Below are 23386 nucleotides of genomic sequence, written 5' to 3' on the forward strand. Positions count from 1 at the left end.
ACCAATTCTCATTGTTGGCAAGTCAAATAAGAAACATTCAAAATTGTTTGATTGTGGAAGTGGAAAGAGAAGTAATAAATTTGCATACACTTGCCCTTTTTTACAGTTAATCTAGTTTATAGAACTACTCGTGGTAATCCAAATAAGATTTTTTCTCATAATCAAGTTATAGTAAACGGGGAAAATTTTTCGCATCTAAAAAATTTTAGATTTAGGATTGAAATTAATAAGTGGAGTGATTATGTAATGCATGTATTAGTAAAAGGAGGTACAACATGAGTAATATAGTTCATTTAAATAAAAACAATAATCGTGATAATTTTAGTGTAAGAGGGTTACAAAGAGCCGTTGATGACATATTTGATAGCTTCTTTACAGGATGGAACCCAGAGCTTTCTAAAAGAGGCAGTAGCCTACTACCAGTTTGTGACCTTTATGAAACAAAGGAAAGCTATTGCCTATCATTAGAGTTACCAGGTATTCCTAAAGAAAGCATAGACATTAGTATATCTGGCGATAACTTAATAGTGAAGGGTGAAAAAACATGTGATAATGAATCAAAAGATAAGCAGTTTTACCACAAAGAAAGGTACTATGGTTCTTTCTATAGATCTATTCAACTTCCAACAAATGTAGAGCAAGATAAGGTATCTGCCAACTTTTTAGATGGGGTATTGCATGTAACCATACCTAAATCAGAGAAACACATCAAGAAAATTGATGTAAAGTAATCAGTAAGTAATAGCAGGCTTCTGACCTTGAGGCTTGCTATTTTAATATCTGTTCAGCAGAGTGGCAAAATAAGGTAAACGAGAAAAGACAACTAAATGAGTGTCATGAAAGTAGCTGATGCTGGCTCCCTTATGAAGGTGTCATCTTAGCACCCAGACACTGATTTTTTAATTGAAAATGTTGTCTTGTTTGTGATAAATTTTGCTCGATGCCAGTGTCGAGCACTGGCATGACATTATAGAAGCTGGAATTACAGTACTTGAATGACAATATTTGCTGTGTAATTTACCTTAAAAAATGAAATTCCTACAGCTACGTGTAAGCTACTTTCATGACACTCATTTAGTTGTCTTTTTTGCCACTTTACTGAACAGATATGTAAAATATTAACTTAGCAATACAAAAAATTATCTATAGATTAGACACACCATTAGATCTTATGCATAGTCATTTTTTAATTCCATAGCTGAGACGGAGCCTGCTCCCCTTATCATGAAACTGAAGTCTATATGGTACCACAGTATAATGATATAATAAAATATGAAAAAAATACCAATAAAAAAAGGCAAAAAAAGCCCGTATTAACTTTAACAATTTAAAATGATTTAATGTGAAAACCATAGGCGCCAATTGTTTTTTTAACTTAAAAATAAAAGTCAAGTATCAGGAATTCTAGACATAAACCCTCCTATATGAATAAAGAGCTAGCAAAAATAAACTTATATATTTTTTGCTGAAATTTGATTATTTGGTGAAAAAACCTGCAGGTGAAGATAGATTTTGGATCCTAAAAAATCTTCATTCTCCACTATAATGAAGCTACTAGAGTCTGTCAAGCAATTTTTTATTTAAATTGCTTGCAATCTTTTTATACACTCATCTTTACCAAGAATTACCATGATATCGATGATTCCAGGCGCATCCATTATTCCAGTTATTGGAGCGCGTAATGAGTGGTATATATCGCTCATTTTTATATTATGTAATTTTGAAAATTCCTTAATCTGAGAAGATAAAAAATTCTTATTCCAATCTTCACTACCTACACTCGAAAGAAATGATGCAAGTAACTTAATTACATTGAGGTTAGATTTGACAATTTGCTGAGCTTCTTCACTTAAATCAACTTGAATATAAAATTTTGCTAAGTCCAATAATTCGGTCAGATAGTTTGCTCTTTTTTTCAGCTCTGTCAGTCCCTGCAGTAAATAGCCCTTTTTTTTGTCAGTTAGAGTATTTTCTCTAAGCATTAGAGTCAGAATATCTTCATTGCTCATATTACTAATATAGTGGTTATTCAAATGCTCCAGTTTTTTGAAATCGAGCCGTGCAGGTGAACGACCGATGCTTTCTAAATTAAACCACTCTATTGCTTGCTCATCGCTAATAATCTCATCGTTGCCATGACTCCAGCCAAGTCTTAGCAAGTAATTACGCATTGCCTGTGGCAATATTCCCATCTTTTCATAATCGCAAACACTTGTAGCCCCATGCCTTTTAGATAGCTTATTCCCGTCTTCTCCATGAATTAGCGGTACATGTGCAAAGCGTGGGACATCAAAATCAAGAGCTTGGTATATTAGTAATTGCTTGAAGGTATTAGTGAGATGATCAGAGCCACGTATAATATCGGTTATTCCAGCATCATGGTCATCAACCACTACAGCAAAAATATATGTTGGAGTATTGTCAGAGCGCAAGATTACTATGTCATCAAGCTGGTCGCTACTTATTGTAACTTGGCCGTATATTTTATCGTCAACAACAATATCTTCTGAGTCTGGCACTTTGAAGCGAACAACAGGCTCTGCATTTGATGTTGAATGAGTACACTTATGCTTATATATTTTTCCTTCTTCCCTTGCTCTTATTTTCTTCTCCGCAACTTCATTCTCGGGGCAGTAACAATGATACGCCCTACCCTTTTCAACTAAAAGATTTGCAACTTCAATATGTCTATCTATTCTTTTTGATTGATATACTATTTCTCCATCATAGCTTATTCCAAGCCATTTTAACCCATCTATTATTGCATCAATTGCTTCCTGTGTTGAACGTTTTCTGTCGGTATCCTCAATCCTTAGTAAAAACTGGCCACCATGACGCTGCGCATAGAGCCAATTAAACAAAGCTGTGCGAGCTCCTCCAATATGTAAAAATCCTGTTGGTGATGGAGCGAATCTAGTGACTATACCTGGCATATTTGTCTATTGTGATAACGTAACCGATGATAACTAAAATTTGTACTTGCAACAACGTGGAACTATAGTAAATTTGAAAGATCAATTTACATTTATTTTTAACAAACTGCATTGTATAATTTAATATTAGTGAATGCAGTGAGGTGTATATATGGATAATTTATTTGAAATTGCAAGAAAAGGGAATGTGGATAAATTTGTCGATTCTTGCAAGGAAAGAGTTGCTTGTGTAGCTAAGCATAGAATTGATGAAAATGGAAACCCATTTCATATAGCAGCAAGTAAAGGGTTTCTATTATCTGCGTTACAGAAGATCATAAAGGATTTAGAAGAAAGTACCAGGGTTGAGGTTGAAAAAGCAAAAGACTGGGAAGAAGTAAAAAGATTAGAAAAGGAACTTAAGAATAATAAGAAATATATTAAGGAAGCACTCCTCGATAAAAGCTATATTAAGGATAATAAGGCAGTATCACCTCTTTACTTCTTGGATCCTTCAGAGCAGAAGGAAGTTAAGCAAATTGCAGATATAAAATGTGGCTTTATATGTAATAAGAAGTTTCATATATGCTTATATATAGTAGGAGCTATAGTGTGTGCTACCGCTATGTGTGTATCTTTGTATCTTCTATTTTCGGCTTCTCAATCTCTTGCATTGGCTTCAATAGCAACAATAGCTTCTGGAGGATCTTCATATCTGTTATTTAAGGCATGTAATGAAGTATATGGCCTCTATAACGAAAGTACTATAGTGACAGATCCTGATGTTATGCAACTTTTAGATAGTGGTTTAGCCCCAGTGTGAAGTATTTGCAGGTAGTAATATAGAAATTTACTTTCTTAACTTAAGAAAGTATACTTATAAGATGATAAGAAAGAAGTATAGTAAGATTTTAGTAGCGAACAGAGGGGAGATTGCCTGCAGAATAATCAAAACTGCGCACAAGATGGGCATATCTTGTGTGTCTGTGTACTCAGATGCAGATGCAAATTCTGTGCATGTAAAGCAAGCAGATGAGTCAAGGCACATTGGCCCTTCGCCTGCTTATCTTAGTTACTTAAATATCGAAAAAATATGCGAAGTAGCAGTTGAAACAGGTGCCGAGGCGGTTCATCCTGGCTATGGGTTTTTAGCAGAAAATCCAGATTTTCCCCGTGCTCTGGAAAAACATAACATAGATTTCATTGGTCCAAGTGCAGAAACAATAGAAGTTACAGCCAATAAAATAACAGCAAAAGAAGAGGCAAGAAAAGCTGGAGTAAATGTAGTGCCAGGATATATGGGTAAGATCGAAGATGCTGCCCACGCAGCCATCGTTGCTGAAGAGATTGGTTTTCCCGTTATGCTCAAAGCTGCATCAGGTGGTGGTGGCAAAGGAATGCGAATTGTATATTCCAAAAAAGAAATTGAACTAGCATTTACATCAGCAACAAATGAAGCAGAGAAAAGTTTTAAAGATGGCAGTATTTTTATAGAGAAATATATAGAGCTGCCAAGACACATTGAAATACAAATCATAGCAGATAAATACGGCAATATAGTGTGTCTTGGGGAGAGAGAGTGCTCGGTACAGAGGAATAACCAGAAAATAATAGAAGAAACACCAAGCCCATTTATTAGTGAAGAAGTAAGACAAAAAATGTATGCTCAATGTGTTTCTTTGGCAAAGCAAGTTGATTATTTTTCAGCAGGTACTGTCGAGTTTGTTGTAGATAAGAACCAAAACTTCTATTTTCTTGAGGTAAATACGAGATTACAAGTTGAGCATCCAGTAACAGAATTTGTCACTGGAATAGATATAGTGGAAGAGATGATCAGAATTTCTTGCGGAGAAAAATTAAGATTTGGTCAGAATGATATTAAACTTATTGGCTCTGCAATAGAAAGCAGAATTTGCGCTGAAGATCCATCAAAGAGATTTTTTCCTTCCAGCGGAAGAATCAAATATTACGACAAACCAGATGATGTAAGAATAGATGATGGAGTAGCTAGCGGTTCAGAAATCAGCATGTTCTACGACTCAATGATTGCAAAAATTATAACCTATGGAAAAGATAGAATAGAAGCAATCAGCAGAATGCAAAAAGCATTGTCTGAATGTTATATAGAAGGAGTAACAAATAATATAGAATTTCTAGAATCCATTTTCCATCATCCAAACTTTATTGCAGCAAAACTCCACACAAGATTCATTCCAGACCATTATCCTAGTGGGTTTCAAGGCGATTTTATCACAGAGGAATATATTAAAATATTTATTTTTGCTGCACTGTATGTTCACTTAGAAAATGAGGGAAAGTATTACAGTAAGTCAACAGACGAAGCATTCATAGTGAAAATAGATGACAATGAGTACTCCGTAAATGCAAAGTATCAAGATAACACATTAACAACAGTATATAACCACAATAAATACTCCGTGGTGGGTAAGTGGAAATCAAGTTACAGATTACTATATATCACAATTAATGATGATACCAATATAGCACTTAAAATAGAAAGGCAAGGTAGCAAATACTTTATAAGACACGCAGGTATGAAAGCTAAATGTTGTGTATTGAAACCTCATGTAGCTGAACTAAGCAAATTAATGCTAAACAACAAAACAGAAGGGATTTCAGTAGACGCTGTAAAATCTCCAATATCCGGTTTATTGGTTAAATTACACGTCAATGCTGGAGATCAGGTAGAGGTAGGACAACCTCTCTTTGTTGTGGAGGCAATGAAAATGGAAAATATAATATGTGCTGAATCAGAAATGGTGATAAAAAATATCCCTGTTAAAGAAGGAAAAAATATACATGCTGGTGATTTGGTATTAGATCTGATTTCTTAAATAACGCAAGCAGTATAAACCTGATCCAAATAAGATAAATGAAAACATTTGATGGGCTATAGCAATAGCCATTGGTATATGCAGCAACAAAGTGACTATTCCTAGAATTACCTGAATGATGACGGAGAATAGCATAACATATAATGGTTTTATACTGGCATTTTTTATTGTGAGTATTGCTGTCAGAACTAATATCAGCAATGCCAATGCCCGGTGTATGAATTGCACTGTTACTCTATTTTCAAAGATATTTAGCCAAGCAGGCTGTAAGTAAAATAAATCTTCCGGAACAATTTGTCCATCCATTAGTGGAAAGGTATTATAAATTAAACCAGCATTTAGCCCTGCAACAAATGCACCGAAGATTATTTGTACTGTCACTAGGATTAAAATTATCCATATGTAACATGTAATGTTGCTATTAATTTTAATTATCTGTTTTGGTTTGATTTGGTAATCAAAAAATTGATATGACAATAATGCAAAGATAACCAACGCAAGCAGTAAGTGAAGTGCGAGCTTATAGTGACTAACATGAGGATTAGATACCAAACCGCTTTTAACCATATACCAACCGGCAAAAGCTTGTAAAATTCCAAATAATAGTGCTGTAGATAACCTTATTACTGCATTTTTAGGTATTCTTTTTTTTAGTGTAAAGTATATAAATGGTAAGATAAAAACTAAACCTGTCAGCCTTGCAATTAACCTGTGCACATATTCTATTAAGTATATGGTGCGAAACTCTTCCATACTCATACCATAATTAAATGCTTTATATTCAGGTGTAGCTTCATATTTTGATTTTTCTTTTAGCCAGTCTTGTTCACTCAGCGGTGGCAATGTTCCGGTAATTGGTTTCCATTCCGTGATTGACAATCCTGCTTTTGAAAGTCTGGTAAATCCACCAATTCCCACCATGCAAATCACCATGAGAGAGCAGAGAAAAAGCCAAATAGCTACAGGTTTTGCTTCCATAATCCATGCTGAGTTTTATTCCATTGCTGAGGGTGAATAACAAATTCCCACAAAGCGAGAAAAGCTGCAACGCTATGTAGTAGACTATAGACGGGAAAAAATATTGATACTATATAAAAATAAAAAGGCATTTTTTGTTGTCTGATAGCTATTATCAAAAAAATCAAGTTAATACCGTATACTATTATAAAATAATATAAGAATAATTCATTCAAAATTTGAGTCAGCACCAATGAAAGTAACAAAAAAGGAGTCGTGAAAAATATAAAAGCTGAGGAACCAACAAAAAGGTTTAATAGCAAAACTCCCTTAAGCCCAGTGTGCTTAAAAAGTAATTTTATATTTTTTAAATGAACGATATAAGTTTGCATATAACCTTTAATCCAGCGTGCTCTTTGTTTGATCCAAGCAAACACAGTAGTTGGTGATTCTTCCAATGCTTCTGAATCAATAATCCTGGTTTTATATCCCATTTGCGCAAGTCTCAAACCAAGGTCAGCGTCTTCAGTGACATTGTAAGCATCCCAAAAAAGCACTTTCTTTAAAATTTCCACTGAAAAATGGTTACTGCTACCACCCAAAGGTATTGGCATGTTCATTTTTTGAAATCCAGGCAAAAAATATTGAAACCAGTTCATATACTCAAGAGAAAAGAATTTTGTAAGAAAATTGCAACCAAAGTTATAGTAATTTAATTTCGCCTGTACACAAGCCAACTTTTCGTCGCCCTTATTAAATTCAATTAGTGCTTTTTTTAACTGCAACGGATCTGGCTTGTCATCTGCATCATATATTACCACATACTTTCCTCTAGCAAAGCTCATAGCATAATTGCATGACTTAGCTTTTGTTCTAGGCAGAGAATGAGGCACTTTTATTACTTCAAAATACTGTGGTAAAGTGCATTTTTCTATAGCTGCCAACATTTCTTGATCATCGCTCTCTATCACAAGCTTTACATCTAATTTTGATTTTGGATAATCCAAACTTTCAATGCTCTTAATCAATTGCTTTATAACCGCATTCTCTTTAAAAGCAGGCAATAAAATAGTATATATAGGTTCATTCATCTTATCATAATCTGCTTTTTGGTTAGAAATTTTACGCAAGCCAAAAATTTTAGTTACAAATTTGAATAAAGAACTAGAACATCCGATTATAAATATCAACATCAAAGCAAAATATGCATATTTTTTTGTCAGTGTTAAAGTCGAAATCACAACAAAGAAAGAGGAAAAAAAGATTGAACTCAGCCTAATGCTTTTAGCTGAAAAATTAGGATTCTTATAATATAGGTAGTTACTTGCGAATTCTGAAATACCAAAGTGTGAGTTAAGAAGATTTAAAATCTGTTTGCTATCTACTTTTATCAATACATATTCAATACCGTAATGAGATTCGACCCAAAGGTTGATATCTTGGCTTATGTCTTCAACCATAAAAAAAGTAGTATCATTTAATTTTTGCCAAGGAATTATATTAAACCTATAGTAGAAAAGTTTCTCTTGTTCTTTGCATAAACTAGAATCAAATTTAATTTTTTCTACATTATCAGTTTGAAGTACAGGCATTAAACTTAATGCAACTTTTTGCTCAAGTCACGTGAAAACGAAGATATAACCTCACTACTACGCTTATCATCTTTACGTTCATGCATTATTTTTTTTACAGCATCAGCAGCTATACTCGCTGTGTTAGCTTGTAAATCCCCAAGAGCTTTTTCAACTTGGTCAGTAACTTTCTTCAAATTAGAATGGGAATTTTCATCTAACGTTTGATCGAGTTGCTGTCTATTATGCTTAATAATACTATTAGCCTTATCAAGTGCTTCATTCATCATTTTGTTAACTTCTGCATCTAATTTTTTGTATTTTTCAGAAGATTTTTTGTAATACTCCAACATATCTTTTCTAAATTTTTCAGTTTCTTCACTTGAAAACTTGCTTTTGTTACGTTTATTGTTAAGCGCGTTTTTTATTACCTTCCTTAGCAATTTATATGAGAGGATAAAACCTACTAAAAAAGCAAGGCTTATAACTAGTAATGTAGACATAAAAACCCTAAAATTCTTTGGACACCAAGTCAGCAACAAATTCCTCTTCAATTTCAGAATTAGTTAACTTAGTGTAGTAAATTAAAGCAATACTAGTAGCCATTTGTTTTAACTCACTAATATGCTTAGATTTAAATTTCGCCACTCTTTCTTCAACAAGCTTGACTATTTTTTTGTCTTCCTCTTCTAATATATTCTTAACACTCGCTCTCATTTCTTCTACTTGAGCAAATGCATCATCTATGATTTTTTTTGCCCGTACTCTAACTTGATTTAAAGCTGCATTATACTTGGCAATTTGCTCTTCTGTAAGTCTTAAAAGGTGAATAGAACTATTAAATGAATCTAACACTTCTTTACTTCTAGTGCTTATTATTTCATCTAACTTCGGTAAAAACAAACAACTGACTACAAAAAAAAGTGAAGAGAAAAAAATTAAAAACCAAAAAATTTGAGAAGAGAAAGTTGAAACATCAAGCTGTGGCATCTGTTAAGCAGCAAATATTAATAACATTGCAAGTACAAACGCAAGCAACCCCATGATTTCAACCATGGCAGCACCAATATAAACGTAACTTTTCATTTTACCTTCTGACTCAGGATTTCTCGCAATCCCATTTAACATAGCAGAGAAGATATTAGCTATACCTAAACCAGCACCGAGCATTCCAAATACAGCCAAACCAATTGCTATAAATTTTAAAGCCACTAAATCCATATATTACCTTTAACTATTTCTTTATAATATAATTGTAAAATATTCTGCAAGGAAGTCAATTACTTTACTGCATCTGACAAATATACACATGTTAATATAGTAAATATATAAGCTTGCAAAACTGCAACAAATACTTCAAATCCTATTAGTGCAATTATAAACAAAAAAGGTGCAGGTGTAAAAAATATGTTCATATTTATGACGAATCCTGCTATCACTTTGATGATTGTATGACCCGCAATCATATTTGCTGCAAGCCTTATTGATAAACTAATCGGTCTTACTAAATAAGCAAATAATTTAATAATGATGATTATAGGTGCAAGCCACGAAGGAGTTCCTTTTGGTAGCAATATGCGTAAAAATTCTACTCCTCTTTCTTTAAACCCAACAATCGTTATATAAGTAAAAACCACCATTGATAAAGCGAAGGTAACTATCACATGACTTGTAACTGTGAAACTATAAGGAAGAACACCAACTAAATTACACGATAAAATGAAAATAAATACTGTAAATATCAAAGGAATGTGCTCCAAACCTTTGCTTCCAGTGTTACTTTCTATTATTGAAACAACAAAATCATATACATATTCAACTGCAGCTTGCAAATATCCTGGTATTACTGCACCTTTTCTTATTCCAAGGAGCAAAAACAGTACCATTAATATCACCGAGATCATCATAAAAAGAGATGAGTTGGTAAAGTTTATGTCATACCCAAATAATTTTGGTAGTTCTATTATTGTATATACTTTAAATTGTTCTAGCGGATTTAACGCCATTTTGACCCTGTATACTTAAACTGCAGCAGTAAATAAAGTATAAATTTTATAGAATAAAGTCAAGAATTAATATAAGGAGCTCTGTATTATTAACATATTAACAAAATATACAATTAAAATGCAAATTATAGTCAGCTACCAATCTTATTCTAAATTCTTGACTTAACATCTTATTTTAACTATAATTTAGTTTTAATATGAGGCAATTATGAACGAAATAGATTTTACTAATCCACCTTTAAATTTAGAACAGGAATGTGGTAACGGGTACATCAAGTTTACAGATTATTCTTCTAACTCAGACACTGGTCTTTTCCACATGGCAGGTGAAATGCTAAATGAAAGCCATGATGTTATAGGAAATTTCACTGGTGATGCTTACATTTATAATTTCCATATAGATGATCACAATATGAACATTCAACTCTGCATGGAAATGGACTGCAAAGGTGATATAAAGAAAATTCTTTCTTTGTAGAAAAAGTAGGCTTCTCCTTCGTTTTTTACAATTAGAGAAGCTACTCACTACAACAAGCTTTAAAATCATTATATTTTACATTACAATAACTTTTTTATTTTCTGTTAAATAAATGAAGTTCACATTATCTTGGTTATTAGAGTACTTAGAAACCAATGCTAGTTTAGAGGAAATTATTGATAAATTAACTCACATAGGGTTGGAAGTAGAGAATGTGATCGACAATTCCAGATTGGCCGGGTTTGTTGTTGCAGAAGTATTAGAAGTCGCACCTCATCCAAATGCTGATAAATTAAAATTATGTAAAGTAAATGATGGAAGTAAAGTTCTGCAGATAGTCTGCGGAGCAAAAAATGTTAAAGAAGGCATGAAGACTGTACTTGCATCTCTTGGTAGCACATTGCCAGAAAGCGACTTTACAATTAAGCCTACAAAAATACGAGGAGTGCTAAGTGAAGGGATGCTCTGCTCTGCCTCTGAGCTTTCGCTGACTCAAGATGAAAGTGAAGGAATAATCGAGCTTTCTGATGATTATAAAACAGGAGATAAATTTTTCAATTGCGATCCTGTAATTGACATAAACATCACTCCAAACCGTGGAGATTGCTTAGGTGTTTATGGAATAGCACGTGATCTAGCAGCAACTGGAATTGGAACGTTAAAGACTTTAATCATTCCACAACTTACCGCTTCTATGAACTCACTAATAAACGTCAAAGTCATCGATGGGGAGAGTTTTATTAGTGGAGTATATATCACTAATGTAAAAAATAAAGAGAGTCCAAAATGGCTAAAAGATAAATTGGAATCGATAGGAATGCGCTCCATTTCTGCAATAGTTGATATTACTAATTACATTATGATATCTTTCGGGCGCCCGATGCACGCGTATGATGCAAAAAAAATAGAAGGAGAGCTCATAGTACGCAAAGCAAATGACGAAGAAAAATTTATTGGTTTAAATGATAAAGAGTACTTATTAAACAAAGACATAAGCGTTATTTCTGATGATAAAAATGTTCATGGAATTGCTGGAATTATGGGCAGCAAGTATAGCGAATGTACACTTGAAACTACTGATATCTTTTTAGAGTCTGCTTGGTTTGACCCCATCTCCATCACTAAATCTTCAAGGCAGCTAGGCATCTCCACAGACTCAAGTTACAGATTTGCACGTTCAATTGACCCTGAATTTACCCTTGATGGACTCAATCTTGCAGCCAAAATGATTTTGGATTTATGTGGCGGAGAAGTGTCAAGCATAGTGTCTGCTGGCAATTTGAATAAGGCTTATACCAAGATAAATTTTGATTATCAGAATGCAAACAAACTTGGAAGTGTATCTGCATCACCTAATGAGGTATTCGATATTTTAACAAAGCTAGGGTTTAGTATCGATAAAAAAACCGAAGGTAATTGGAATATACAAGTACCAAGCTGGAGACCGGACGTAACCATACCTGCTGACTTAGTTGAAGAGGTAGTAAGAATATACGGCTATGATAAAATAAAGGAAGAGCAACTAGCAGAAGACGTTACAGTAGAAGAAGAGACACAAGATGATTTGCGCATTTTAATGACAAGCAGAGGGTTTCATGAAGTGATAACTTGGTCTTTTATGAGTGAATCAACAGCTGAAAAGTTTGGTTACTTGAATAAGTTATTCATTATCGATAATCCATTTAATAATAACTTCAATATAATGAGGCCAAGTGTCATACCAAATTTGTTGCAAGTCACTGCAGATAATATTGCTCACGGGATATCTGATCTCGCAATTTTTGAAATTGGACCAATTTATAATGGTGAGGCTCAGTCTAAGTACGTTTTAAGTGGAATTAGATCAGGAAATAATTCGCCGAAAAACCACTATAACACTGATAGGAAAATAGATATTTTTGACGCAAAGGCTGACCTCATAACAGCTTTGGAACTTTTTAATGTCAATTGTGATAATTTAGCAATAGAGAGAGCAGAAAAAGAATATTATCACCCAGGAAAATCAGGCTCCTTATCTTTTAGAAGTAAAATAGTTGGTTATTTTGGAGAATTGCATCCGAGTATATTGGATTTTTTTAACATCAAACAAAAAATTGTAGGCTTTGAGTTGATATTAGAAAATATCGAAAATTTACCTATAAGTAGAAAAAAATTTATCGATTATAAATATCAAAGTGTAAAACGCGACTTTGCATTTATTGTAAATAAAGATGTAGCAGCAGGCAGTATAATCAATATGGTGAAAAAAAGCTCAGAGCTCATCACAGAAGTTTTGATATTTGATGTATATCATGGAAACAATATAGAATCGAATAAGATGTCTATAGCATTTTCAGTTACTTTCTGCTCTCCAACTCACACTTTAACTGAAGAGGAAATCCAAAAAGAATCAAATATGATAGTCAACTTAGTGTGTGAAAATACTGAAGGAACTTTGAGAGCTCATCATTAAGCCGTAATCGCCGTTTCCTGATTTTGCTGTGTCACGTTTACTTCATCCAATTTATTTCCTATCTTGAATTCAATATCCTTGAAAAACCTATCCCACATTCCATGCAAATGCTCTTCTACTTTAGGCCATACATCATTTTTAAATGTCGTTCCATCATCAGAAAATAAATTACCCAAAAAAACTCCTACTTCCTCATAACTTGATTGAAAATGTTGAAGAAATGTTTCTACTTCCTTATGAGTATCATGTGCCACACTCAACGCTTTTCCTTCTGTGCTCTTATCCCCACGCATTGCAACGGCAAGACCTGTTTGAATATATCCCAAGCCTGTCCTAATAGCTTTTATAGGCTGCAGCCATGAACTCTTATCACTTTTTGGTACATTATTTACTATATTTTCCACCAACCTATTTATTAAAGGAGACAATAAATCTTGACAAAAATGTTTGATATTGTCTTTTGTCTTAATCACAGGACTTTTTATGCACTTTTCTGCCAAATAGTACTCAAGTTCTGCTCTCTCTAGTAACTTCTTAATTGCTTCTTCGTTAAAAGTTTCATGCTCGAACGCCTTCAGTAAATCATCTTCTATTATTGCAAATTTTATTTTTTCACGAGATTCTAGTTCTTCTCTATAATCATTTATTGTTTTTTCATTTATCAATAATCCTTTTTCTTCCAATTTCAACTGTTCTAATGTTTTTAGAATTTCTTTGTTATTTTCTAAGTGCTTCTGTACTAGCTTTGTATTTGGATGCTTTTCTCCTCTTCTCTCTTGCTCATCTTTTAAGTACTTATTTAAATCCTTACTCCCTTCTATTATTTTTCTCAATAGCATAGGTTTTTCAGGTCTTTTTAAGTATTTTTCAATTCTCACTCGATGTGAATTAATCTTTTCTACTAGATCTGGTGCCTCCCTTTCTAATAACTTACATGAATTCTCTATACCCTTTGCTTGACCTCTAAATAAATTTAGCATTTTACATTTCGTTATTTCTAAATACACATTTTCTACAAAATCATTCACTTTACCCGAAATCCTTATTTCATTTAATTCACATTGCTTTATTTTTTTATCTGACTTATTCGGTAGAGTTTGAATAGTCCTTATTCTCGATTCTATTAGCATTTCCTCAACTTTTTGACCATCATATTCAAATTTAAAAAAATCTTCTAATTTCCTTTTTAAAGCACCATCTTTTAAGTTACCGTTTTTCCTATTTTTATGCATCTCTTTTAATTTTTCACCATTATATCTTATCTGTACTATTTCTCTTAAATCCTCAATCTCTCTTTCAGCATTATCTAGAGCTTTCTTTGTTTCTTGAGGGTACATATCTTCATAAGTATTAATTATTGTCCTTTCAGCTATTTTCCCTTCTTTTATAAGCTGTTTCCATTTTGCTTTAAATACAGGAAGTGCATCATCACTTATATCATCTACTTTCATAAGGGACTCTAGCCGATCATCTTCATCAGTCAAATTAAGTAACTCCTTTATTTTTAGTTCTTTCAAATCTTTGATTATCACTTCTTTCTCATTTGGTAATTCCTTACCTTGACTTTCTAATTTCTGTTTCACTAAAGTATTTTTTAGCTCATCCTCCAGTGAAAAATCTTTTCCCCGTCTATTTTGCTGAAACTTAATTGCTTGTATAAAAGCAACTTGATAAGCATTTTCTATTAAGTGAGTTGTCAACTTAGAATCTATGCTACTCACCACTTTCAGCCTGAATTTACTCAATAATTCCTTCAGTTTATCATGTGTAATATCTTTCTTTTCTAGATTCACCAGCTCTTCCATAGTTCTTGCGCATTCTTGAATCGAAGTTGCAATTACACTTCCGATCTCATTACGCAAGGGCTGAAGACCATTTTTTAAATTGATATTAGCTGATAATTTCAGTATGGTATTATGCTCTGAATCTCGTGTCACATTAAACCACTTATTATCTTCATTCTCGCATAAATCTTTAAGTAATTGTTTAAATTGCGGTGGAAACTTTATTTCCATATCATATGCAATGCTTGACTCAGAAACCTCCATTTCATGAAAAGATACCTCTATATTTTGGTGCTTATTAGAATACTGCCCCATACTTATTTTAAGAGCAGTAACTAAAGAGTGAGATAACTCTCTATTTAAAAGATAAAAAGTAGCCAAAGCAACTGTTGCAGGAACGATTAAGGCTACAAGCACAGTCACATTAACAAAAATTGCCATTGCAGCAAGAGCGCCATATGCCAATCTTTTTGGCACACCTGTTTCACTCTTTTTTATCTTATCTTCCACTACACCTTCTTGTGTCTTGCTATTTGCTTTAAATCTACTGTATATGACTAACCCCAGTGCAGTAAAAGCAATATAAGGGAGCATTAAAACTGACAGAGCTAAATTTAATACTTTCTTCTCTGGGCAAGCTCTGTTTATCTCTTTCAATATTTCGCTTGACATATTATACCAAGAGGTAAAAAAGTCAGAGTCATAATCCTTATAATGGAATATACTGAGCGGAACATTAAAAGCAGCTATTTGTTTAATTAACCAATCCTGCTTACTTACAGCATCAAAAAACTCTTCTTCCTCTTCTGAATTAGCAAGACCTAAATCATTCCCTTCTTCTACATTAGAAACATCTTCCATAGCATCAAAAAACTCTTCTTCCTCTTCCAAAGCAACATTGGAAATAGATTCTACTTTACCTGAACCATCACTGTTGTTATTTAAATCAATAACTTCTCTATGACCATCTGCAACAACTTGATTCATATCACCACCCTACTTAAGGTAATTTAAGTATAGCATAAACATTACTAACTTTGCAACTTTATTAACTTAATACCAACTGTCAAACCTTGGTATTCCTTAGAATAGAAATCGGCCTCGATCTCTTTATTAGTGTCCAAAGATAAGGCAAGGGTCTGCTCTTTTATATACTCATCCCACCTGTTTATTGCCTCTTTAACTTTCTCATCTTCTGCTTTGATTATTACTCTGATTCTATCTGATATATGGAAATCAGCCTGCTTTCTAGTTTCTTGAATAAGCCTCACAACATCTCTTGCGAGTCCTTCTAGAATTAGTTCGTCATTGAGCTCAGTGCTCAGAATAACAACCCCTTTATTGTCATCAAATACAGAAGAATATTCACTGTTTGCTTTTAACAATAGTTCATATTCACCTTTTTCTATAGTATAGTTCTCTGTTTCATCCCCCAGAAATATTTGCTCATTCTCAATTTGCTTCCACTTTTCTTCTTTGACATATTGAACTAGTTTCTTGATTTTATCTGGAATCTTCTTACCAAGTAGCGGAAAATTTAGTTTTAGCTCTAGTGACGCAACTTCTTTCAACTCACTTACTATTTCTAGTTCTTTTACATTCACCTCATCTCTTATTATCTCTTGATATTCATTTTCAAGGAAATCGCAGGAAGACCTATGATAAATGGTCATACTGCCAAGTGGCTGCCTGATGCGCATGTTAAACGTATTTCTGATGGATAATGCAGAGTTACATATCTCTCTTACCAAATCCATCTTGGCAATGAGTTCACTGTCATATCTATCTGATTGTGGAAAATCAGCCAAATGAACAGATGTTTCTTTGTACTGAAGCCCTTGCCATATAGTCTCTGTTATGAGTGGCAACAAAGGAGCTGCAGCTCGAAGCATGTAATAAAAAACTGTGTACAGAACATTATAAGCATCAGTTTTGTCTTGATCTAAATCATTTTTCCAAAAACGCTCACGACTGCGACGAATATACCAATTATTTAGCACTTCAAAGAAATCTGTCAGGATTTTGCAAGCCTCCTGGGAGTTATAGTTGTTCATAGAAGCTTGGATGCCTTCCACAGCTTCAAAACATTTTGAAATCATGTAGCGATCAATAGTACTTTGATAATCTTGACAAATCTCAGCTTTAATTCCATCTGCATTTGCATACATAGTAAAAAAGTGATAACTGTTCCAAATAGGTTTTATTACGTTTTTCAGAACATCACGCACTAAATTTCCTTCTTTGTCGAGTAGTAAATTACCACCGCAGACAATGGAACCAGACAGCATAAGAAAACGCAGCGCATCAGAACCATATTTGTCAAAAACCTCCATTGGATCTGCATAATTATTAAGACGTTTGGATAATTTCTGCCCTTTCACATCAAGAACCACACCGTGGCATATGCAGTTCTTAAATGGCTCACTGTCAAATAAAGCAGTGGAAAGCACAAAAAGCGTATAGAACCATCCTCTTGTTTGTGCTATATATTCAGTGATAAAATCCGCAGGGAAATTTTTCTCGAACCATTCTTTATTTTCAAACGGATAGTGAACTTGCGCGAACGGCATCGAGCCAGACTCAAACCAACAATCAAACACATCAGGCACACGACGCATAACTGATTTTCCTGTTGGATCATCAGGATTTGGTCTCGTCAAAGTATCGATAAACGGTCTGTGCAAGTCATCTATCTTAACATTAAAGTCTCGCTCTAGTTCTGCTATTGAGCCATACACATCCACTCTTGGATATTTTGCATCGTCTGATTTCCACACAGGAATTGGAGTACCCCAGAATCGATTGCGTGAAATAGACCAGTCGTGCGCTCCTTCAAGCCATTTTCCAAATTGACCATCTCTTATATGATTTGGCATCCAATTAACTCTCTTATTTAGCTCTGTCATTCTTCCCTTAAACTTTGTCACAGCAACATACCAAGAAGGCATAGTGCGGTAGATTAAAGGAGTGTCAGTTCTCCAGCAGTGTGGATAATTGTGAATATATTGCTCAGTTTTAAACCAGCTCCCCTGCCTTTTTAATTTCTTGATTACTGTATCATTGGCATCAAAAACATGAACTCCTGCCAAATCTGAAACTTCAGTAGTAAATTTTCCAGCGTTATCAACTGGACAAACAGCTCGAATATCATGGCTTTGGCAAAGGTAAAAATCTTCTTCACCAAATCCAGGAGCAGTGTGCACAACACCAGTACCATCTTCTCCTGTAACATAATCAGCAATGAAAACACGGAACGCATTCTTTGTATCTTTAAAGTAATCAAACAGTGGTTTATAGGAAAGACCTGCAAGATCACTCGCTTTAAGTTTTGTATTACAGTTTTCATATTGAATATTGCTTTGTTCACAGTGGCTGACAAATTTCTCTAAATAACTTTCAGCAAAGATGCAGACTTCACCATTTACTAACACCATACAATACTCAATATCCTCCCCTACTGCCAGTGCAAGATTGCTCGGCAACGTCCAAGGCGTTGTAGTCCAAGCAAGTAATCTACATTTTTGTTTAAATTGCTTTGGATTTTCTAAAAGTTCAAAAGCAACAGTTACAGCTTTGCTAATTTTTTCTCTATATGCATTATCAAGCCTTGTTTCAAAATTAGAGAGTGGAGTTTCGCACGCCCAGCTATAGGGAACAACGCGTATTGATTCATACACCAGACCTTTATCATAAAGCTGCTTAAATGCCCACATGACCGACTCCATGAATGACTTATCCATAGTCTTATAGTCATTGTGAAAATCTACCCATCTTGCTTGTCTATTTACATACTTCTCCCATTCTGATGAAAATTTCATCACAGAAGTACGGCAATGATTATTGAATTTTTCAATGCCAAATTTCTCTATCTCAGTTCTACCAGATATTCTAAGTTCCTTTTCCGCGCCCATCTCAGCCGGTAGCCCATGGCAATCCCAACCAAATCTGCGTTCAACCCTTTTTTGCAGCATAGTTTGATATCTTGCAAATGCATCTTTTATAAAACCAGTAAGCAAGTGTCCGTAATGCGGAAGTCCATTTGCAAACGGAGGCCCATCATAAAATACAAAACAATGATCCTTGGAACGTTTCTCGACTGACTGCTCAAAAATTTTATTTTCCTGCCAAAATTTTATGATTTCCTTTTCTAGCAATGAAAAATCAGGACTGCTGCTTGTATCAGGATAATACTTCATATTCATTTTAACTGGATAAAATCAAAGAATATAGAGCTTTCCAGAAAATTACAAATTCAAAAACTCTGTTTCTATAAACATAGATAGGTATTGACATTATTATACAGCATATTAATAAATCAGACTTATTTACTTAAGTTAAAGATGAATAAAGACAATAGAAGTTGGCCTTATCAGAAATTTCATGATGCTAACAAAAATAATAGTAAAAGCAGCTTTGTTTGGGAATCAGTTTCCTATGAATATAATAATTCTGGAAAGATTAAAAAGGTACACTATAAGTGGGAAAAGAAAAAAAATCCCGCAAATCTATTATATCAAGTCTCATATGATTGCGTAACAGAGAGTTGTAGTCCCTTAAGGATTAAATCTAGATAGCTTATAAACTTATAAAAACACACAAAGTGCTTCTACATGAGACCATGGGAACACTTTTCTCTAATTAGGCAGCGCATCCCAACAAACTATTTTGCCTAGCTTCCAATATCCTTACATTTACTATTTTATTTTTGTATTTGTCGTCAGGATCATCAACGCATACTGATTGGATGTATGGGCTTTTACCAATAATTTGATTTTGGTGTTTACCTTTTTTATCACTGAATAGAACAGGAATAGTTTTTCCTATCATACTCTGATTAAATTCAAGTTGTTGCTTGCTAATTAATTCCTGTAAACGAAGAAGACGCTCTGTTTTAACCTCTTCTGGTACTTGATCTTTTCTTTCCGCCCCTGGCGTTCCTGGCCTTGGGCTATATTTAAAACTATAAGCCTGAGCGTACTTTACTTTTTCTACTAACTTCATAGTTTCCTCAAAATCTTTTTCAGTTTCTCCAGGAAAACCAACAATAAAATCAGAAGAAAATTCGATTTCAGGTTTCAATTTGCGCAATCTGTCTATTATTCCCAAATATTCCTCTGCCGTGTGTTTTCTATTCATTGCATGCAATATTTTATTCGAACCTGACTGCACAGGTAGGTGAACAAACGGCATGAGTTTTGATTCCTCCGCATGTACCAAGTAGAGAGATTCGTGCATATCTCTTGGATGAGAAGTTGTGTAGCGGATTCTTTCTAGCTTTTCAATTTTAGCAATGTGACTAATTAATTTTCCTAAATCCCACACCTCTCCTTCGCACTCTCCATGATAAGCATTGACGTTCTGACCAAGTAAAGTAATTTCCTTTGCTCCGTTTTTAACCAAATTCAATGCTTCACGAAATATTTCATTTACTGGTCGTGAATACTCAGCCCCGCGTGTATATGGTACCACACAAAACGTACAAAATTTATCACAACCTTCTTGTATGGCAAGAAACGCAGAAGACCCCTGGCTATTGCCATAGCATTCATCCGGCAATTTATCAAACTTTGCAACTTCTGGAAAATCAGTATTTATTACATGACCTTTACTTCTACTTGCTTTGACTATCAACTCCGGTAAAGCAGGAATACTCTGCGGACCAACAACAATATCAACAAAAGGAGCCCTTCTGAACACTTCTTCTCCCTCTGCTTGCGCTACACATCCAGCCACCACTATGGTCATTTCCTTATTTTTTTGTGATGAATGGATTCTTCCAAGCTCTGAGTAAAGCTTTTCTGCTGCCTTTTCTCTAATATGACAAGTATTTAATATCACCAAATCAGCTTGTTCTGCATCACTAACAACGTTGAACCCTAAAGGCTTAACTATATTCTCCATTAAAATGGAGTCATAAACGTTCATCTGACAGCCGTAAGTTTTAATATATAGGCCTTTCATATTTAAAATTCTTCACACAAATTCTAGCAAATTATACGAAAAACTGAATTCTAGTACAACAGCCAATAAAGATTGCTTGACAAACCTTCTCGCTTTCCTTACTCTGACAGTAGGGGTATTTTAAGAGCTCAAAAATCTATCTCAGTCTGCAGACTTTTCAGTCAATTTTTCAAAAAAAAACGTAGTGTATCTTCTTCAGCACGTGTTCAAATTCTGTTGTATATGCGCTGCATTTTCTTTCTAATTTTTCAGGAGGATTTTATGTCCAGAATTCCAGATACTTAACCTTTATTCTTAAGCTAAAAACCGATTGGTACCTATGGTTTTTATAAAGAAAGTGCAAAAAATACTTTAAAGAATATGAAATAAAGGTAGAAAAGGTTTGAGTAACCAAAAACTGTTTCCAGGCATAAATTTGTTATGTATACCAAAAAGTAATTACACTAATATAATATTCACACTCATATTCTAATATAGATATAATACTAATTAAAGAGCATGTTATGCAAGAAGAAGTATCAGATTTTACAGATGCTCTTTGTCAAAATAAATGTGATTCCTTTCGAGTGACACTCTCCTATATCTTTCTTTAGGTTATACAGAAGTCTAACACAATTATAGAACAAACGTAAAAGTTCTGGTAAAGTAGTTTTATTTACAAAAAATATGCTACTTGATATTGAAAAACGCAGCATAACAAATGCACTGTGGAAGTTACAAGAAGCAGATCAAAGGGAGATTTTTACTCTTATACAGAGATTTGAGTTGCCAGAAATATTAGCAAGAATATTAGTTGCTCGTGGTGTTAACATAGAAAATGCACATGACTTCTTACACCCACTAATCAGATCGCTATTACCAGATCCCTTTCACCTCCTTGATATGGATAAAGCTGTTTCTCACATAGTAAAAGCAATAAACAATAATGAGAATATTGCAATATTTGGTGATTACGATGTTGATGGTGCAACGTCATCAGCATTGATTAATAGGTACCTAAGAGCGATTGGAACACACTCTATAATCTATATTCCAGATCGTGTTGATGAGGGCTATGGATTGAACACAGATGCTTTATTACAACTTAAAAAGAACGGAATTGATTTATGTATTTCTGTTGATTGCGGTACGCTTGCATATCAACCGATAGAAGAGGCAAAGGTCTTTGGACTTGATATTATAGTTGTCGATCATCACCTTGGTACAGAAAAATTACCAAGTGCTGCAGCAGTTGTTAATCCCAACCGCCTTGATGAGAGCTCTCCTTATACTAATCTTGCAGCAGTTGGAGTGTCATTTCTGCTAATTGTTGCTCTTAATAGAAGCCTACGTGAGCAAGGATTTTTTACCAACAAAAAAGAACCAGATTTATTTGATCTACTGGATTTGGTTGCTCTTGGAACTGTTTGCGATGTTATGCAGATTACAGGCCTAAATAGGGCTTTTGTTTTACAAGGATTAAAAGTTATGTCAGCAAGAAAAAATGTTGGCTTACGTGTTTTGTTTGACGCTTTGGGAATCCTTGAAAAACCAAGTGTTTCACGGTTAGGGTTTAACATTGGGCCATGTATAAATGCTGGAGGAAGAATTGGAGAAGCATCACTCGGTGCAAGGTTGCTTTCCACTGATAATGAAGAAGAGGCGCATTCAATCGCGCTAAAATTAATAGATTTAAATAATGCAAGGAAAGTGTTAGAAAATGAGGCTATTTTGGAAGCTACAACACAGGCAGAAAAATTTACCTTATTGGGTGTAAATTTTATAATGGTAAGTGGCAATTGGCATCAAGGAATAATTGGTATCATTGCATCAAGACTAAAGGAGCAATTTCACTTACCAACGATAGTAATATCTTTAAATAATGGAATAGGAAAAGCAAGCTGCAGATCAATTTCTGGAGTAGATATTGGTGCTGCGGTTCTTTCTGCAAAATTTACCAACCTAATCATTGAAGGTGGTGGTCACAGTATGGCAGCAGGATTTTCGATTGAGGAAGGTAAAATAAGTGATCTATATGATTTTTTTACTGAAAGATTTGCAAACTCTACAAATGACAAAATCATAAAAGCCGATGGCATAGTAACAGCTAAAGCAATAAACTTATCCTTGTGGAATCAATTGCAACGCTTAGAGCCATTTGGTGTTGGCAATCCTGAACCAAGATTTATCATCCAAGGAGCAAAGATAAGAAAGCCGGAAGTTATAGGAGTTGATCATATAAAATGTTTTATTGCTGATGATAATGTTATGGTAAAAGCTATTGCGTTTCGCTCTGCAAATACTGAGCTTGGCTCTGCTATCATGCAGGGAAATGTTAAATCAATTTTAGGTAAAATCTCTATGAATTATTGGAATGGAAATGAATTTGTGCAGTTTTTAATAGAGGATGTATTGACCATTAGTTGATTTA

The 23386-nt window shown here is 34.1% G+C and carries 18 protein-coding genes; 8 read left to right on the forward strand and 10 right to left on the reverse strand.

Annotated features, from left to right (window positions below; genetic code table 11):
* Nucleotides 1-90 precede the first annotated feature (90 nt).
* Complete coding sequence (locus MJ631_RS06530; protein WP_006014948.1) at nucleotides 91-279, forward strand: hypothetical protein; 189 nt, start codon at nucleotides 91-93, stop codon at nucleotides 277-279.
* Entirely contained in the window at nucleotides 276-731 is a 456-nt protein-coding gene (locus tag MJ631_RS06535) for an Hsp20/alpha crystallin family protein (RefSeq protein WP_007302039.1), read from the forward strand. The genes MJ631_RS06530 and MJ631_RS06535 overlap by 4 nt, the downstream gene beginning before the upstream one ends.
* 849 nt (nucleotides 732-1580) lie before the next feature.
* Here the strand turns inward: MJ631_RS06535 and gltX are convergent.
* Nucleotides 1581-2933 (reverse strand): glutamate--tRNA ligase, encoded by a 1353-nt coding sequence (gene gltX / locus MJ631_RS06540; RefSeq protein WP_007302040.1) that lies wholly within the window; start codon nucleotides 2931-2933, stop codon nucleotides 1581-1583.
* Between the two features lie 151 nt (nucleotides 2934-3084).
* On the opposite strand from gltX, the gene MJ631_RS06545 reads away from it, so the two are divergent.
* Nucleotides 3085-3735 (forward strand): ankyrin repeat domain-containing protein, encoded by a 651-nt coding sequence (locus tag MJ631_RS06545; protein ID WP_214303233.1) that lies wholly within the window; start codon nucleotides 3085-3087, stop codon nucleotides 3733-3735.
* A 61-nt stretch (nucleotides 3736-3796) separates the two neighbouring features.
* Nucleotides 3797-5767: an acetyl-CoA carboxylase biotin carboxylase subunit gene (locus MJ631_RS06550; RefSeq protein WP_012481866.1), complete on the forward strand. Its 1971-nt coding sequence runs from the start codon at nucleotides 3797-3799 to the stop codon at nucleotides 5765-5767.
* Here MJ631_RS06550 and MJ631_RS06555 read toward each other — a convergent pair.
* The 6 genes from MJ631_RS06555 to MJ631_RS06580 are packed head-to-tail and all read right to left on the reverse strand — an operon-like array spanning nucleotide 5750 to nucleotide 10301.
* Complete coding sequence (locus MJ631_RS06555) at nucleotides 5750-6745, reverse strand: COX15/CtaA family protein (protein WP_012481867.1); 996 nt, start codon at nucleotides 6743-6745, stop codon at nucleotides 5750-5752. The genes MJ631_RS06550 and MJ631_RS06555 overlap by 18 nt on opposite strands.
* The gene (locus MJ631_RS06560; RefSeq protein ID WP_318032086.1) at nucleotides 6727-8316 is read right to left on the reverse strand and encodes a glycosyltransferase family 2 protein; all 1590 of its coding nucleotides are present in this window, start codon (nucleotides 8314-8316) and stop codon (nucleotides 6727-6729) included. Before MJ631_RS06560 ends, MJ631_RS06555 begins: the two co-directional genes overlap by 19 nt.
* A gap of 5 nt (nucleotides 8317-8321) precedes the next feature.
* Nucleotides 8322-8798, reverse strand: a complete 477-nt coding sequence (locus MJ631_RS06565; RefSeq protein ID WP_010402542.1) for a F0F1 ATP synthase subunit B family protein — start codon at nucleotides 8796-8798, stop codon at nucleotides 8322-8324.
* Nucleotides 8799-8805: 7 nt separating this feature from the next.
* Complete coding sequence (locus MJ631_RS06570; RefSeq protein ID WP_214303231.1) at nucleotides 8806-9285, reverse strand: F0F1 ATP synthase subunit B family protein; 480 nt, start codon at nucleotides 9283-9285, stop codon at nucleotides 8806-8808.
* 3 nt (nucleotides 9286-9288) lie between these two features.
* Complete coding sequence (locus MJ631_RS06575) at nucleotides 9289-9516, reverse strand: F0F1 ATP synthase subunit C (RefSeq protein ID WP_006014985.1); 228 nt, start codon at nucleotides 9514-9516, stop codon at nucleotides 9289-9291.
* 59 nt (nucleotides 9517-9575) lie between these two features.
* Entirely contained in the window at nucleotides 9576-10301 is a 726-nt protein-coding gene (locus MJ631_RS06580; protein WP_007302047.1) for a F0F1 ATP synthase subunit A, read from the reverse strand.
* Between the two features lie 208 nt (nucleotides 10302-10509).
* On the opposite strand from MJ631_RS06580, the gene MJ631_RS06585 reads away from it, so the two are divergent.
* Both MJ631_RS06585 and pheT read left to right on the forward strand, forming a co-directional pair.
* Nucleotides 10510-10779, forward strand: a complete 270-nt coding sequence (locus MJ631_RS06585; RefSeq protein ID WP_010402566.1) for a hypothetical protein — start codon at nucleotides 10510-10512, stop codon at nucleotides 10777-10779.
* 112 nt (nucleotides 10780-10891) lie between these two features.
* Complete coding sequence (pheT, locus tag MJ631_RS06590; protein ID WP_214303230.1) at nucleotides 10892-13231, forward strand: phenylalanine--tRNA ligase subunit beta; 2340 nt, start codon at nucleotides 10892-10894, stop codon at nucleotides 13229-13231.
* Here pheT and MJ631_RS06595 read toward each other — a convergent pair.
* Nucleotides 13228-16002, reverse strand: a complete 2775-nt coding sequence (locus MJ631_RS06595; RefSeq protein WP_262986287.1) for a hypothetical protein — start codon at nucleotides 16000-16002, stop codon at nucleotides 13228-13230. The genes pheT and MJ631_RS06595 overlap by 4 nt on opposite strands.
* A 44-nt stretch (nucleotides 16003-16046) precedes the next feature.
* Entirely contained in the window at nucleotides 16047-19217 is a 3171-nt protein-coding gene (gene ileS / locus MJ631_RS06600; protein WP_214303228.1) for an isoleucine--tRNA ligase, read from the reverse strand.
* A gap of 138 nt (nucleotides 19218-19355) precedes the next feature.
* Between ileS and MJ631_RS06605 the strand changes: the two genes are divergently transcribed.
* Nucleotides 19356-19589 (forward strand): hypothetical protein, encoded by a 234-nt coding sequence (locus tag MJ631_RS06605; RefSeq protein WP_246485242.1) that lies wholly within the window; start codon nucleotides 19356-19358, stop codon nucleotides 19587-19589.
* 64 nt (nucleotides 19590-19653) lie between these two features.
* On the opposite strand, the gene miaB is transcribed toward MJ631_RS06605, so the two are convergent.
* Complete coding sequence (miaB, locus tag MJ631_RS06610; protein ID WP_214303227.1) at nucleotides 19654-20976, reverse strand: tRNA (N6-isopentenyl adenosine(37)-C2)-methylthiotransferase MiaB; 1323 nt, start codon at nucleotides 20974-20976, stop codon at nucleotides 19654-19656.
* A 666-nt stretch (nucleotides 20977-21642) separates the two neighbouring features.
* Here miaB and recJ point away from each other — a divergent pair.
* On the forward strand, nucleotides 21643-23382 hold the full coding sequence (gene recJ / locus MJ631_RS06615; RefSeq protein ID WP_214303226.1) for a single-stranded-DNA-specific exonuclease RecJ: 1740 nt from the start codon (nucleotides 21643-21645) through the stop codon (nucleotides 23380-23382).
* The last annotated feature ends 4 nt before the right edge of the window (nucleotides 23383-23386 follow it).

Source organism: Wolbachia endosymbiont of Oryzaephilus surinamensis (assembly GCF_025617515.1).
Lineage (GTDB): Bacteria > Pseudomonadota > Alphaproteobacteria > Rickettsiales > Anaplasmataceae > Wolbachia.